This window comes from Streptomyces sp. NPDC030838 (genome assembly GCF_055572035.1).
The window spans coordinates 240,282-255,322 of the sequence record NZ_JBVIED010000014.1 but is presented as its reverse complement, the minus strand read 5'-3'; the positions used below and the strand labels follow the sequence as shown (position 1 = coordinate 255,322).

Genomic DNA, 15,041 nt, shown 5'->3' with positions numbered 1-15,041 from the left:
GGCAGATGCCCCGCCGTCGTGGACTGGTTCCCGCATCGGCGCGGGCAACCCGTAAAGTGACGCGCACGCACGGCGGAACGGCCCCGGGCGGGTGTCCGCGCCGGATGGCGGTCCGTCCGTGCGGGTATGCGTGCGACGTGAGAACGGGCGGCCCGCGTACGAGGAGACGGGCGGCCCGCGGACGAGGAGACGGGCCCGGGCACGAGGAAACGGGGGGTGCATGAGCACGGACGCGCGCCACGCCCCCATCCCTCCGCGCCCCACCACCCCTCCCCCACACGGCACCCCCAACTCGTCCGACCAGCCGCACAACACGACCTCCACAGCGGACGGACCCGCCCGCCTCAGCTCCCAGCGCTCCGCGGGCCTTCCCGCGCCCGGCACCTCCGGTTCGGCCCCGGCGGGGCGGCCGAGCGGCACGGGGTCCGCCGGGGACGGCTCCGCGCGCCTCAGCGCCCAGCGTTCCGCGGGCCTTTCCTCGTCCGGCGTCTCCGGTTCGGCCCCGGGCGGGCAGCCGAGCGGCTTGACGTCCGTCGCCGACGGCTCTGCCCGCCTCAGTGCTCCCCGTTCCGCGGGCCTTTCCGCGCCCGGCACCACCGACGCCTCCGCGGACGAGCGGACGAGCGGCGTGGCCCGCGCCGAGGATGCCGGGGGCGGACGCCCGCCCCGTCCCCAGGCTGCGCCGCGCCGTCCGGAGCACGCCCCGCCCCCGCCGCCCGCCTCGGCCCGCTTCCCGGACGCGCCGCCCCCGCCGCCGCGCGGCCCCGTGCCGCCCCGCTCCGCGGACGCCCCCGCCGAGAGCGCCACCGAGCGGACCACTCGGCTGCGGCCAGTCCCGCCGGAGCCGTCCTCCGCACCCGACGCCGCCGTACCGGCTGAATCGGTACGCCACCCGGCCACCGAGCGGCCCGCACCGGCCGAATCCGCCCGACAGCGGTCTGCCCAGGTGCCCGCACCGGCCGATCCCCTGCGCCGCCCAACTGCCCAGGACGCGCGCCCGCGCCCCGAACGGGCCGTACATCCCGCCCCGTCGCACGCCGACCGCCCGCGCGGCGAGGACTCCGTGCGGCTCCCGAGCCGTCCCCCGGCGCAGGCCCCGGCGTCGCCGGACCCCCTGCACTCCTGGAGCGCCCCACCGGCACCCGGACTCGCGATGCCCCACGCCTTCGGCGAACCCCGTCGGCTCGGCGGTCGGGTGCGGCGGCAGACCATCGCTGCCGCCGCCTGTGTCGTGCTCGGGCTCGGGCTGATCGGCGGGGCGGTCACCGGCAGCTGGCTCGTCGGCGACTCCGCCGAGGCCGGCGAGCGCGGCGCGTTCGCCACGGCCGCCGGGCTCTGGCACAACGTGCCCGTCGACCGCCTCTTCCCGCCCACCGTGGCGGGCCGCGGCGCCGGCCCCGGCGGCGCCGACCGCACCTGGACCCGGATCGCCGTCGCCCCGGACGGCGGCTGCGCCGACGCCTTCGATCCGCTGCTGCGCAAGGCCCTGGCCCCCGCCGGCTGCGAGCGCCTGCTGCGCGCCACCTACACCGACGCCACCCAGAGCCACGTCACCACCGTCGGCCTGCTCTTCACCAAGGCCGACGCCGCCGGCATGCGCTCCCTGGAGACGCGGTTCAAGGACGAGGGCCTGTACCGCCGTACCGACCTGATGCCCCGCCCCTACGCCGCGAAGGGCACCGTCGCCGCCGCCTTCGGCGACGCCCAGCGCGCCTCCTGGACCGTCTCCGTGCTCACCGACGCCCCCGTCGTCGTCTACGCGGTCTCCGGCTGGGCCGACGGCCGCGCCGTGGACGACCCGCAGCCCGCCGCGGACGCGATGGCCTCCGACGCCACCACCGCCCCCGCCCAGGCGGGCCTCGGCCACGAGGCGAAGGGCCTCGCCGACCGTGTCGAGCGCGGCCTGCGCAAGTCCGTCGTCGCCGCCACGGAGCAGCCCTCATGACCCGCCGCCGTACGACCCACCGGGCCGCCCTGCTCAGCGCCCTCCTGGCCGCCTCCCTCGCCCTCGTACCGCCCACCGCCGCACACGCCGACGGCATCCGCGCCCAGCAGTGGGCCCTGGACGCCCTGCACACCGGGGAGGCCTGGCAGACCACCAAGGGCGCGGGCATCACCGTCGCCGTCCTCGACACCGGCGTCGACGCCTCCCACCCCGACCTCGCCGGAAACGTCCTCAAGGGCGAGGACATGGTCGGCTTCGGCGCGAAGCGGGGCGACCGCGCCTGGGCCCGGCACGGCACCGCCATGGCCGGGATCATCGCCGGCCACGGACACGGCTACGGCGGCACCGACGGCGTCATGGGCATCGCGCCCGAGGCGAAGATCCTCCCCGTCCGGGTGATCCTGGAGGACGGCGACCCCGCCCGCTCCAAGGCCCGCAAGACCCGCGGCAACGCCCTCGCCGAGGGCATTCGCTGGGCCGCCGACCAGGGCGCCGACGTCATCAACCTCTCGCTCGGCGACGACTCCGCCTCCGCCCACCCGGAGCCCGCCGAGGACGAGGCCGTCCAGTACGCCCTGAAGAAGGGTTCCGTGGTCGTCGCCTCGGCCGGCAACGGCGGCGAGAAGGGCGACCACATCTCCTATCCGGCCGCCTACCCGGGCGTGATCGCCGCGACCGCCGTCGACAAGTTCGGCACCCGCGCCTCCTTCTCCACCCGCCGCTGGTACGCCACGGTCAGCGCCCCCGGCGTCGACGTCGTCATCGCCGACCCCGACCGCAAGTACTACGAGGGCTGGGGCACCAGCGCCGCCGCTGCCTTCGTCTCCGGCGCCGTCGCCCTCGTCAAGGCCGCCCACCCCGGCCTGACCCCGGCCCAGATCAAGCGCCTCCTGGAGGAGACCGCCCGCAACGCCCCGGCCGACGGCCGGGACGACTCCCGCGGCTTCGGCTTCATCGACCCCGCCGCCGCCATCGAAGAGGCGGGCCGCCTCAAACCGAAGGGCCTGCACTCGACCGCCTACGCCGACAAGTACTTCGGCCCCGGCCCCGACACCGCCGAACCGGAGCCCGACGGCACGGGCTGGGCGGGCCCGCTGGCGGGAAGCGTGGGCGGAGTCCTGCTGGTGGCGGCGGTGGTCCTGTGGAGAGGCCGTAGGACACTTCGCTAGAGGCGCGGGGCTGTCCCTCCACCCCCACAGCACGGCGGGGTCACCTGGCCCGTCCAAGCCCGGCGGCATCCCCCCTGCATCCCCCCTATAGGGTCGGTGACCGTGGCGAACAAGAACATTCCCGACCCCGGCTTCTCCGACGACGACGGCTCCGCCGATCCCCGGCTGAGCGCGGCGCTCGCGGCCTGGGCCGAGGACCGCACCGCCCTGGCGCCCGTGCTCCAGGCCCTCAAGGGCGCCCGGCTGCTGGTCCCCGTCGTCGCCGTGCTCGGCGAGGTCGAGGAGGACGAGAACGGGCTGCGCCGCGAGAAGACCAGCGACATGGCCGTCCCCACCCTCAAGGCGGGCAACCGCACCGCCCTCCCGGCCTTCACCTCCACCGACGCGCTGGCCCGCTGGGACCCGCAGGCCCGCCCCGTGGCCGTACCGCTGCACCAGGCGCTCGAGGCCGCCGCCCACGAGAAGGCGGACACGGTCGTGCTGGACCTGGCCGGGCCGGTGCCGTTCGAGCTGACCGGGCCCGCGCTGCTGGCGCTGGCGGAGGGCCGTACGACGACCGATCCGCTGGCCGACCCGGCCGTCCTGGAGGCGGTGCGCACCGCCGTCGCCGCCGAGCCCGCCGTGGTGCGCGCCCACCTCGGCCCCGGTCAGGCCGACGGCACGCTCGCCCTCGTCCTGGATTCGGGCGCGGCCCCCGCCGAGGCCGCCCGCGCGGTCGCCCGGCGCCTCGCCGCCGACGAGACACTGAGGGCCCGCCTGGTGCGCGGCCTCGACCTGGCACTGCTGCCGGCCGGGACCACGCCTCCGGGCGAGCCCTTGTACGTACGCGGATGAAGTGGTGAAGCGCCGACCCTAGCCGTAGACCGGGCCGGTGTACTTCTCGCCCGGTCCCTGGCCCGGCTCGTCCGGGACGACCGACGCCTCGCGGAAGGCCAGCTGCAGCGACTTCAGACCGTCGCGCAGCGGCGCCGCGTGGAACGAGCTGATCTCGGTCGCGCTGCCGTCCAGCAGGCCGGCGAGGGCGTGGATCAGCTTGCGGGCCTCGTCCAGGTCCTTGTACTTGTCGCCCTCCTCGGTCAGACCGAGCTTCACGGCGGCGGCGCTCATCAGGTTGACGGCGACCGTCACGATCACCTCGACCGCGGGGACCTCCGCGATGTCGCGGGTCATGGCGTTGAAGTCGGGCGTCTCTTCACTCATGGCGTTCACCATAGGGGCAGGAACGGAGCAGGCCCTAGTCGGTCTCGGTTAGCCCTTCCTGGACGGAGCTGCTAACCTTGTGTAACGACCGGTCGGACACGTGTGCTTCACGGCTGTCGAGTCCGACCTACAAGTGGAGGCTTTCGAACTCCCACCTGACCGCCCTCCGGGGCGGCGGGTCACCGGTCAGACGGTCCCGTCCCCGAGACGGCGATCGTCCGAGTGCACGCCCCGCGGTGATCGCGGCGGTGTTCCGGTAGTTCGAGGAGCCCCGCCTGTGATCGTCCGGGGCATTTTTTGTGCTTCGGCGCGGTTAGGTCTAACGAACACAGACGTTACGCGGCTGTCCGCCAGACCGTCGCGTGGTGCTACCGAGGAGGATCCATCAGCGCCGAGCCCCGCATCAACGACCGGATTCGCGTTCCCGAGGTGCGACTTGTCGGTCCCAGTGGCGAGCAGGTCGGCATCGTGCCGCTCGCGAAGGCACTGGAGCTTGCTCAGGAGTACGACCTCGACCTGGTCGAGGTCGCGGCGAACGCCCGTCCGCCCGTGTGCAAGCTCATGGACTACGGGAAGTTCAAGTACGAGTCGGCCATGAAGGCCCGTGAGGCGCGCAAGAACCAGGCGCACACGGTCATCAAGGAGATGAAGCTCCGGCCGAAGATCGACCCGCACGACTATGACACCAAGAAGGGTCACGTCGTCCGGTTCCTCAAGCAGGGCGACAAGGTCAAGATCACGATCATGTTCCGTGGTCGCGAGCAGTCCCGGCCCGAGCTGGGCTACCGACTGCTGCAGCGTCTCGCGGAGGACGTCCAGGACCTCGGCTTCGTGGAGTCGAACCCGAAGCAGGACGGCCGCAACATGATCATGGTCCTCGGTCCGCACAAGAAGAAGACCGAGGCGATGGCCGAGGCTCGCCAGGCGCAGGAGGCCCGCAAGGCTTCCGCGAAGGCCAACCCCGGTCGTTCGCAGAACCCTGCCGACGCCGAGGCTGCCGCCGAGGAACCCGCCGAGGCGTGATCCCGGGGACGAACGCCCCGGGACCCACCCGGGACGCAGTCCCAGGATGTAACCGAAACAAGAGCGACGCTCCACCGTGCCCGGTTTTCGTGACCGGGCACCGGAGCGCCACCGACGAGGAGAGAACGGCGCTATGCCGAAGAACAAGTCGCACAGCGGTGCCAGCAAGCGCTTCAAGGTCACCGGCTCCGGCAAGGTGCTCCGTGAGCGCGCCGGCAAGCGCCACCTGCTCGAGCACAAGTCGTCCCGCGTGACGCGTCGCCTCACCGGCAACGCCGAGATGGCCCCGGGCGACGCCGCGAAGATCAAGAAGCTTCTCGGCAAGTGAGGTCGGGCGCTCAGCGCCTGATCCCACCGAGACACCGGGACCCAATCGTTTCCGGGCCGTGTGAGGACAACCACGGCCCCGCTACAAGGAGTTAACAAGTGGCACGCGTCAAGCGGGCAGTCAACGCCCACAAGAAGCGCCGGGCGATCCTCGAGCAGGCCTCCGGCTACCGCGGTCAGCGTTCGCGCCTGTACCGCAAGGCCAAGGAGCAGGTCACCCACTCGCTGGTCTACAACTACAACGACCGCAAGAAGCGCAAGGGTGACTTCCGCCAGCTGTGGATCCAGCGCATCAACGCCGCTGCCCGCGCGAACGGCATCACGTACAACCGCTTCATCCAGGGTCTGAAGGCCGCGAACATCGAGGTCGACCGCAAGATCCTGGCCGAGCTGGCGGTCAACGACGCGAACGCGTTCGCCGCGCTCGTCGAGGTCGCGCAGAAGGCGCTGCCGTCGGACGTCAACGCGCCGAAGGCCGCGTGACGCTGCGCCGGCTTTGAGCCGACGTGACTGGACGGACCCGTGGGTTATGCCTGCGGGTCCGTTGCGTTGCGTGGTGCCGGCGGTTCGGCACCGCCGACGAGCGCCGTCGTGGCTGATCGCCGTTGCGGCGGACAAAGTTGCTGATGTTGATGAAGGTGAACTGAAGATGCCCCCCGCCAGCCCCGAGCTGATCTCCCCCCGTTCCCCCCGCGTCTCCGCCGCCCGGCGGCTGGCCAAGCGGAACTTCCGGGGGAAGGAGCGGCTGTTTCTCGCGGAGGGGCCGCAGGCCGTGCGGGAGGCGGCGGCGTATGGGGACACCCTGGTCGAGCTCTTCGCCACCGTCGAGGCCGCGGAGCGGTACGCCGACATCGTCGGCGAGGCCCGAAGCGCCGGCGCCCGGGTGCACCTCGCCTCCGAGCAGGTGATCGCCGACATCTCCACCACCGTCACCCCGCAGGGACTCGTCGGGATCTGCCGGTTCGTGGACACGCCGTTCGAGGAGATCCTCACGGCCCGGCCCAAGCTCGTCGCCGTCCTGGCGCATGTGCGCGACCCCGGCAACGCCGGGACCGTGCTGCGCTGCGCCGACGCGGCCGGCGCCGAGGCGGTCGTGCTCACCGACGCCTCCGTCGACCTGTACAACCCCAAGGCCGTACGCGCCTCCGTGGGGTCCCTCTTCCATCTGCCCGTCGCGGTGGGCGTGCCCGTCGAGCAGGCCGTCGCCGGGTTGAAGGACGCCGGGGTGCGGATCCTCGCCGCCGACGGGGCCGGTACCGACGACCTCGACGACGAGCTGGACAAGGGCACCATGGGCGGCCCCACCGCCTGGATCTTCGGCAACGAGGCCTGGGGCCTGCCGGAGGAGACCCGGGCCCTCGCGGACGCCGTGGTCCGCGTCCCCATCCACGGCAAGGCCGAGAGCCTGAACCTCGCCACCGCCGCCGCCGTATGTCTGTATGCCTCGGCCCGGGCCCAGCGCGCCTCCGGAGGGTGCCGATCCGTCACCGAGAGCTAGTAGGGTGACGGGCTCGGGGGCCCACTCAACCATCCGAGAGGTGGGATACGGGGATGAGCGTCGGCACGAGCAGCGCACCGGGAGCACGGGACGTGCGGCACCCGCCCGCGCCCCGGTCCGGTGACCCGGCGGCCGAGCTCGGCATCGATCCCGACGACCTGCCCGACGGCCTCGTCGTCGCCGACGAGCGCGGACACGTCATCTGCTTCAACGCCGCCGCCGAGCGCATCACCGCCGTGCGCGCCGCCGACGCCCTCGGGCAGCGGCTGGAGAAGGCCCTGCCCTTAGAGGATCTGGAGGGCCGGCGCTGGTGGCAGCTGACCGACCCGTACGGCGGCCTCGCCATCCGGGTCCGCCAGCCCGAGCGCAATCTGCTGCTGCCGGGCGGCCGGGAGGTGCTGGTCTCCGCGCGGTACGTGCGCGGCGAGCCCACCGGGCCCGTCCGCCGGGTCGTGGTCTCGCTGCGCGACACCGAGGCCCGGCGCCGCACCGAGCGCAGCCACGCCGAGCTGATCGCCACCGTCGCCCACGAACTGCGCTCGCCGCTGACCTCGGTCAAGGGCTTCACCGCGACCCTGCTGGCCAAGTGGGAGCGGTTCACCGACGACCAGAAGCGGCTGATGCTGGAGACGGTCGACGCGGACGCCGACCGGGTCACCCGGCTGATCGCCGAGCTGCTGGACATCTCCCGGATCGACTCCGGGCGCCTGGAGGTCCGCCGCCAGCCGGTCGACATCGGCGCCGCCGTCGGACGGCACATCCAGGCGTACGTCGCCGCCGGCCAGGCCGCCGACCGGTTCCTGCTGCGCATCGAGCAGCCGCTGCCCGACCTGTGGGCCGACCCCGACAAGATCGACCAGGTGCTCAGCAACCTGCTCGAAAATGCCGTGCGGCACGGCGAGGGAACCGTCACGATTGACATCACGGCCACGGCGTCGCCCCGCGAAGGCGAGGACGCCGGTACGTCGGTCACGGTGAGCGACGAGGGGCCCGGCATCCCGGAGGAGTCCATGAACCGCGTCTTCACCCGCTTCTGGCGGGGCAGCAAGCGCGGCGGCACCGGCCTCGGGCTCTACATCGTCAAGGGCATCGTCGAGGCCCACGGCGGCACCATCACGGTCGGCCGCGCCCAGCAGGGCGGCGCCGAGTTCCGATTTACGTTGCCCGTGGGGGCACCGGCGTATCTCGCCCAGTGACCCACGGGCGCATTCGTACACCCTCACCCCGTTAGACTCGGCCTTTGGCACCTTTGTGTCCTGCACACGGCCCAGACGAGCCAGCTCACCGGCCGGTCACGGGGACCATCCGCCAGCCAATCGGAAGCACGGGAAGAGATGTCGGCACCCAATAAGTCGTACGACCCTGTCGAGGTCGAGGCGTTGAAACCGGAAGAGATCGAGCGCATGCGGGACGAGGCGCTCGCCGCCTTCGCCGCCGCGGACTCCCTCGACGCGCTCCACGAGGCGAAGGTCGCCCACACCGGCCCCACCTCCCCGCTGGCTCTCGCCAACCGCGAGATCGGCGCCCTGCCCCCGCACGCCAAGGCCGAGGCCGGCAAGCGCGTCGGCCAGGCCCGCGGCGCCGTGAACAAGGCCCTCGCCGCCCGCCAGACCGAGCTGGAGGCCGAGCGGGACGCCCGCGTGCTCGTCGAGGAGGACGTGGACGTCACGCTGCCGTACGACCGCGTACCGGCCGGCGCCCGCCACCCGCTGACCACCCTGTCCGAGCGCATCGAGGACGTCTTCGTGGCCATGGGCTACGAGGTCGCCGAGGGTCCGCAGGTCGAGGCCGAGTGGTTCAACTTCGACGCCCTCAACATCGGCCCGGACCACCCGGCCCGCGGCGAGGCCGACACCTTCTTCGTGGAGGGCCCGGACGGCGGGAGTGACAGCGGTGTCGTACTGCGGACGCACACCTCGCCCGTGCAGATCCGCTCCCTGCTCGACCGCGAGCTGCCGGTCTACGTGATCTGCCCGGGCCGCGTCTACCGCACGGACGAGCTGGACGCCACCCACACCCCGGTCTTCCACCAGGTCGAGCTGCTCGCCGTGGACGAGGGCCTGACCATGGCGGACCTCAAGGGCACCCTGGACCACATGGTCCAGTCGCTGTTCGGCGAGGGCATGAAGACCCGGCTGCGGCCGAACTTCTTCCCCTTCACCGAGCCGTCCGCCGAGATGGACATGGTGTGCTACGTCTGCCGCGGCGAGTCCGTCGGCAACCCCGACCGGCCCTGCCGTACCTGCTCCTCCGAGGGCTGGATCGAGCTCGGCGGCTGCGGCATGGTCAACCCGCGGGTGCTCACCGCCTGCGGCGTCGACCCGGAGAAGTACAGCGGCTTCGCCTTCGGGTTCGGCATCGAGCGGATGCTGATGTTCCGCCACAACGTCGAAGACATGCGAGACATGGTCGAGGGTGACATCCGGTTCACCCGGCCCTTCGGGATGGAGATCTGATGCGGGTCCCGCTTTCTTGGCTGCGGGAGTACGTCGACCTGCCGGCCACCGAGACCGGCCGTGACGTCCAGGCCAAGCTCATTTCGGCCGGTCTGGAGGTCGAGACGGTCGAGCAGCTCGGCCACGACCTCAAGGGCCCCCTGGTCGTCGGCCAGGTGCTGACCATCGAGGAGCTGACGGAGTTCAAGAAGCCGATCCGCTTCTGCACCGTCGACGTCGGCCAGGCCAACGGCACCGGCGAGCCCCAGGAGATCGTCTGCGGCGCCCGCAACTTCTCCGTCGGCGACAAGGTCGTCGTGGTCCTCCCCGGCGCCACCCTGCCGGGCGGCTTCTCGATCTCCGCGCGCAAGACGTACGGCAAGACGTCGCACGGCATGATCTGCTCCAGCGACGAGCTGGGCATGGGCGACGACGGCACCAAGGGCATCATCGTGCTGCCGCCGGAGACCGAGGTCGGCCGCGACGCCATCGAGCTGCTGGAACTGGTCGACGAGGTCCTGGACATCGCCGTCACCGCCAACCGCGGGGACTGCCTGTCCATCCGCGGCGTGGCCCGCGAGACCGCCATCGCCTACGGCCTGCCGCTGCGCGACCCGGCGCTGCTCGACGTCCCCGCCCCGAACGCCTTCGGCTACCCGGTGAAGATCTCCGAGCCGCTCGGCTGCGACCGCTTCACCGCCCGCACGGTCTCGGGGCTGCGCCCCGAGGCCCGCTCGCCGATCTGGCTCCAGCGCCGGCTGCAGAAGGTCGGCATGCGCCCGATCTCGCTCGCCGTCGACGTCACCAACTACGTGATGATGGAGCTGGGCCAGCCGCTGCACGCCTACGACCGCAAGCTGGTCCAGGGCGCGATCGGCGTGCGCCGGGCCGAGGAGGGCGAGAAGATCGTCACCCTCGACGGCGTCGAGCGGAAGCTGCACGCCGAGGACCTGGTGATCACCGACGACCGCGGCCCCATCGGGCTCGCGGGCGTCATGGGCGGCGCGAACACGGAGATCGCCGACCACGAGGACGTCGAGGGCGCCACGACCGACGTGGTCATCGAGGCCGCGCACTTCGACGCGGTGTCCATCGCCCGTACGGCGCGCCGCCACAAGCTGTCCTCCGAGGCCTCCCGCCGCTTCGAGCGCGGCGTCGACCCGCAGGCCGCCTCCGCCGCCGCCCAGCGCACCGTCGACCTGCTGGTGCTGCTCGCGGGCGGCACCGCGGACGCCGGGGTCACCGAGGTCATCGCCCCGTCCGCGCCGCACACCATCACCGTGCCGGCCGACCACCCCGACAAGGTCGCGGGCGTCACCTACGGCCGGGAGACCGTCGTACGGCGGCTCCAGGAGATCGGCTGCGACGTGTACGGGCAGGACGAGCTGATCGTCACCGTCCCGTCCTGGCGGCCCGACCTGCTCGAGGCCAACGACCTCGCCGAGGAGGTCATCCGCCTCGAGGGCTACGAGAACCTGCCCTCCACCCTGCCCAAGCTGCCGTCCGGCCGCGGTCTGACCCACCGGCAGCGGCTGCACCGCCGGGTCGGCCGGGCGCTGGCCGGCGCCGGTTACGTCGAGGCGCCGAACTACCCGTTCGTCAGCGAGCAGGTCTTCGACCAGCTCGGCCTGGACGCCGCCGACCCCGCCCGCCGCGTGGTCAAGCTGGTCAACCCGCTCAGCGACGAGGAGCCCGCGCTGCGCACCTCGCTGCTGCCGGGCCTGCTCGGTGCCCTGCGGCGTAACGACGGGCGGGGCTCGCACGACCTCGCGCTGTTCGAGACGGGCCTGGTCTTCCACCCGCGTGAGGAGCGGAGCGTCGCCGGGCACGTGCCGGTCGACCGCCGTCCCACCGACGAGGAGATCGCCGCGCTGAACGCCGCGCTGCCCGAGCAGCCGCGCCACGTCGCCGTCGTCCTCGCGGGCGCCCGCGAGCAGGCCGGCTGGTGGGGCAAGGGCCGCACGGCCGACTGGGCCGACGCCGTCGAGGCCGCGCGGGTCGTCGCCGGGGAGGCGGGCGCCGACCTGGTCGTCCGCAAGGGCCAGTACGGGCCGTGGCACCCGGGCCGGTGCGCCGAGCTGGTCGTCGTCGCCGACGGCGCCGAGCAGGTCGTCGGCCACGCGGGCGAGCTGCACCCCCGCGTGCTGAAGGCGCTCGGGCTGCCCGAGCGGACCTGCGCGATGGAGCTGAACCTGGACGCGCTGGAGCGGGTCGGGGACGGCACGCCGCAGGCGCCGGGCATCTCCACGTTCCCCGTGGCCACGCAGGACGTCGCGCTCGTCGTGGAGAAGCCGGTGCCGCACGCGGAGGTCGAGGCCGCGCTGCGTGAGGGCGCCGGTGAGCTGCTGGAGGGCATCCGGCTGTTCGACGTCTACGAGAACGCGGAGCAGCTGGGCGACGGGAAGAAGTCCCTCGCGTACGCGCTCCGCTTCCGGGCCGGTGACCGGACGCTGACGGTGGACGAGGCGTCGGCTGCGCGGGACGCGGCAGTTGCGCTGGCCGCTGAGCGGACCGGGGCGGTGCTGCGGGGCTGAGTTTCAGCGCCTACTGAGCGGGGTGCTGTGCGATCGTCGGCGGCTTTCCGTCGTCATTGGTTGATCGCGCAGTTCCCCGCGCCCCTTGGGGGGAGTTCCAGTCACCTCACTCGATCGGGTGAGGTTTCTGGGTGATCTGTTGTTGCGGGTCATGCGGTCGACAGAATCGGACCGGCCTTTCGGGGTCGGTCTGCGCTGTCAGGGCCTATATGGGGGGCCATCGGCATGATCCGTATCAGGGCACGGGCGCCCGCCCGTCGGACGCTCGCGCTGGGGCTTCCCACGGTCTGGGGTGCCATGGCCATCGGCTACAAGCTGGGCTGCCCGCTCGCCCAGGAGAACGGACTCGGGGCGCGGATCGTCACCAGCGCCGTCTTCTTCGCCGTCGGCACCGGGCTGATGCTCCATGTCCGACGGGTTCTCGTGCGCGAGCTCAAGGAGGCCCGCGAGGTCGCCGGTGCCGCGCAGGGGGCGCTGTTGCGGCCGCTGCCGCCGCGGGTCGGCGGGCTGCATGTCGCCGCCGTCCAGCTCTCCGCCGACCGGGCCGCCCGGGTGGGCGGTGATCTGTACGAGGTCGTCGCGACCGATCACGGGGTGCGCGCCGTGATGGGCGATGTACGCGGGCACGGGATCGGCGCCATCGGGACCGTCGCCGCCGTGCTCGGCAGCTTTCGCGAGGCCGTGCACGACGAGCCCGACCTCGGCCGGGTGCTGCGCCGGCTGGACCGTGCCCTCGCCCGCCATCTGCGCGAACGGGCCCGGGGCGAGGCGGACGGCCCCGTCGCCGAGGAGTTCGTGACCGTCCTGCTGCTGGAGATCGGCCCCGACGGCGAGGTACGGGCACTGAACTGCGGGCACCCGTGGCCGTACCGGCTCCTCGAAGCGCGGGTCGAGCCGCTGTCCCGCGCCGAACCCCTGCCCCCGCTGGGCCCGTTCCCGCTCCCGCCCGAACTGCCCGCCGTGCGCTGTGACGCCCTCCGCCCCGGTGAGGCCCTGTTCCTGCACACGGACGGCGCGGAGGAGGCCCGCGACGCCCATGGCCGGTTCTTTCCGCTGACCGCGGTGCTGGCGGAGGCGCTGAGCACGGGCGCGAGGACACCGCAGGCGCTCCTGGGCGCCGTATTCACGCGGTTGCTGCGCCATACGCAGGGCGCCCCGGCCGATGACGTGGCACTGCTGGTGCTTCGCGATGAGCGGCTGCCGAAACGCGCCCCTTCAGGGGCGCAGGGAACCGCGCGAGCAACCGCGGCGCACCCGCAGCCGACGAAGCACCTGTAACTCGCTGCTCAGCCGGCGCACGCCGTCCGTCCCGCCACGGAGTGTCGGGCAGGCGGCGGGGCGGACGGCGTGAGCACGGGCCGCCGCACTGTACGAGGGGGAGCCGACGGCCCGGCCGGGCCTCTTTCGAGGCATTTCAGTCAACCGGCTGGAAACCCTCCGCGACAGCGCGCGCACAGCCCGGGTTCGGGCACTCCGTTCACACCCCGTGTGAAGCCGGATTCACTACGCTGTCAGCACCGAGCCACCACCGGGGGGCCTCTCTATGCAGCCCAACACTCTGCTCGACGCGATCCTGGACGAGGCGGGCATCTCGCACGCCGGGCTGGCCGCACATGTGAACCAGGCCGGACGGGCGCGGGGACTCGCGCTCCGGTACGAACACACGGCCGTGGCCCGCTGGCTGAAGGGACAGCGCCCGCGCGGCCAGGTGCCCGACCTGATCTGCGAAGTGCTCGCCGCCCGGCTGCACCGGCCGGTCACCCTGGACGACATCGGTCTCGGCGTCCCCGGCGGCGAGCCGAACGGGCACGGCACCTCGCTGTCCGGTTTCGTGGAGCGGGCGACCGCCCTGTGGCGGTCCGACGAGCAGCAGCGCCCGCACATCCTGGGCGCCCCCGCGGTCACCGGCACACCCGCCGTGATGCCGGTGTGGGAGTGGGAGAACCCGCCGGAGGACGTCGACGTCTCCCGCGGCGGGCGGCACCGGGTCACCCCGGCCGACATCGAGATGCTGCGCGCCGCCCGCACCCACTACGAGCAGATGTACCGCAAGGCCGGCGGGGTGGCGACGCGCACCCGGATCGTCGGCTTCCTCAACGCGGAGGCCGCGCCGCTGCTGCGCGGCGGCTACACCGACGCCACGGGCCGTCAGCTCCACCGCGCCACCGGCGGACTGGTGGCGATCGCGGGCATCTGCGCGTACGACTCCGACGCCCACGGCCTCGCCCAGCGCTACTTCCACCAGGCGCTGCGGCTGGCGAAGGCCAGCGGGGACAGGGGGCTCGGGGCCTATGTGATCGCGCTGCTGGTGAACCAGTCGCTGTTCATGAAGGAGTACCGGCAGGCCGTCGCCTTCGCGGAGGCCGCGCTGCGCGCCGCCGGCAAGCACATCACGCCCGCCCTCGCCTCCGACCTGTACGCGATGCAGGCGAAGGCGTACGCGCACCTCGGAGACGGCAGCAGCGCGCTGTCCTGCATCCGGCGGGCCGAGCAGGCCGCCGAACGCATCCGGCGCGGCTACGAGCCCGACGAGACCGGCTATGTGCAGCCCGGCCTCGTCAACGTCCAGGTCGCGGAGGCGCTGCTCAGCCTCGGCGAGCTGGCGGCGGCCCGGGAGCACGCGGAGGCGGCGGTGGACACGCCCGCCCACGACCGGGGCCGGGTGCACCGGCTGGCCATGCTCAGCACCATCGAGCTGCGCCAGGGCAACGCGGACAAGGCCGTGGCCACTGCGGTGCGGATGGCGGAGCAGGCCCGGGGAATGGAGTCCCAGCGGCTGCGCGACAGACTCCGCGCGGTGCGCGAGCATCTGATGCGCAGCGGCGGCGCGGGCACGGCCGAGGCCGCCGAACTCATCGACGGGGCGCTGCGCGTACCGCTGTAGACGGCCCCGGCCGAGCGGGTACCAGG

The 15,041-nt window shown here is 73.1% G+C and carries 13 protein-coding genes; 12 read left to right on the top strand and 1 reads right to left on the bottom strand.

Annotated features, from left to right (window positions below; translation table 11 throughout):
• Positions 1-220 precede the first annotated feature (220 nt).
• The 3 genes from ACZ42A_RS30815 (at position 221) to ACZ42A_RS30805 (ending at position 3,948) form a co-directional block, all read left to right on the top strand.
• Entirely contained in the window at positions 221-1,945 is a 1,725-nt protein-coding gene (locus tag ACZ42A_RS30815; RefSeq protein WP_468530563.1) for a hypothetical protein, read from the top strand.
• Positions 1,942-3,114, top strand: a complete 1,173-nt coding sequence (mycP, locus tag ACZ42A_RS30810; protein WP_468530562.1) for a type VII secretion-associated serine protease mycosin — start codon at positions 1,942-1,944, stop codon at positions 3,112-3,114. Before ACZ42A_RS30815 ends, mycP begins: the two co-directional genes overlap by 4 nt.
• Positions 3,115-3,216: 102 nt before the next feature.
• A complete protein-coding gene (locus ACZ42A_RS30805; RefSeq protein WP_468530561.1) occupies positions 3,217-3,948 on the top strand; it encodes an SseB family protein in 732 nt (243 codons plus the stop codon).
• 18 nt (positions 3,949-3,966) lie between these two features.
• Here the strand turns inward: ACZ42A_RS30805 and ACZ42A_RS30800 are convergent, their stop codons facing one another.
• Positions 3,967-4,314 carry a DUF1844 domain-containing protein gene (locus tag ACZ42A_RS30800; RefSeq protein ID WP_073942415.1) on the bottom strand — a complete coding sequence of 116 codons (348 nt, stop codon included), beginning with the start codon at positions 4,312-4,314 and terminating at the stop codon, positions 3,967-3,969.
• Positions 4,315-4,698: 384 nt separating this feature from the next.
• On the opposite strand from ACZ42A_RS30800, the gene infC reads away from it, so the two are divergent.
• The 9 genes from infC (at position 4,699) to ACZ42A_RS30755 (ending at position 15,015) form a co-directional block, all read left to right on the top strand.
• Positions 4,699-5,337, top strand: a complete 639-nt coding sequence (gene infC / locus ACZ42A_RS30795) for a translation initiation factor IF-3 (protein WP_289936013.1) — start codon at positions 4,699-4,701, stop codon at positions 5,335-5,337.
• Positions 5,338-5,470: 133 nt separating this feature from the next.
• Positions 5,471-5,665 (top strand): 50S ribosomal protein L35, encoded by a 195-nt coding sequence (gene rpmI / locus ACZ42A_RS30790; RefSeq protein ID WP_004933563.1) that lies wholly within the window; start codon positions 5,471-5,473, stop codon positions 5,663-5,665.
• A 98-nt stretch (positions 5,666-5,763) separates the two neighbouring features.
• Positions 5,764-6,147 (top strand): 50S ribosomal protein L20, encoded by a 384-nt coding sequence (gene rplT, locus ACZ42A_RS30785; RefSeq protein WP_016642495.1) that lies wholly within the window; start codon positions 5,764-5,766, stop codon positions 6,145-6,147.
• Positions 6,148-6,313: 166 nt separating this feature from the next.
• Positions 6,314-7,162 carry a TrmH family RNA methyltransferase gene (locus ACZ42A_RS30780; RefSeq protein WP_468530560.1) on the top strand — a complete coding sequence of 283 codons (849 nt, stop codon included), beginning with the start codon at positions 6,314-6,316 and terminating at the stop codon, positions 7,160-7,162.
• A gap of 53 nt (positions 7,163-7,215) precedes the next feature.
• Positions 7,216-8,358, top strand: coding sequence for a sensor histidine kinase (locus tag ACZ42A_RS30775; RefSeq protein ID WP_468530559.1), 1,143 nt, complete (start codon positions 7,216-7,218; stop codon positions 8,356-8,358).
• A gap of 138 nt (positions 8,359-8,496) precedes the next feature.
• A complete protein-coding gene (pheS, locus tag ACZ42A_RS30770; protein WP_468530558.1) occupies positions 8,497-9,618 on the top strand; it encodes a phenylalanine--tRNA ligase subunit alpha in 1,122 nt (373 codons plus the stop codon).
• Positions 9,618-12,131: a phenylalanine--tRNA ligase subunit beta gene (gene pheT / locus ACZ42A_RS30765; protein ID WP_468530557.1), complete on the top strand. Its 2,514-nt coding sequence runs from the start codon at positions 9,618-9,620 to the stop codon at positions 12,129-12,131. Before pheS ends, pheT begins: the two co-directional genes overlap by 1 nt.
• A gap of 225 nt (positions 12,132-12,356) precedes the next feature.
• A complete protein-coding gene (locus ACZ42A_RS30760; protein ID WP_468530556.1) occupies positions 12,357-13,409 on the top strand; it encodes a PP2C family protein-serine/threonine phosphatase in 1,053 nt (350 codons plus the stop codon).
• A 265-nt stretch (positions 13,410-13,674) separates the two neighbouring features.
• Entirely contained in the window at positions 13,675-15,015 is a 1,341-nt protein-coding gene (locus ACZ42A_RS30755) for a transcriptional regulator (RefSeq protein ID WP_468530555.1), read from the top strand.
• Positions 15,016-15,041 lie beyond the last annotated feature (26 nt).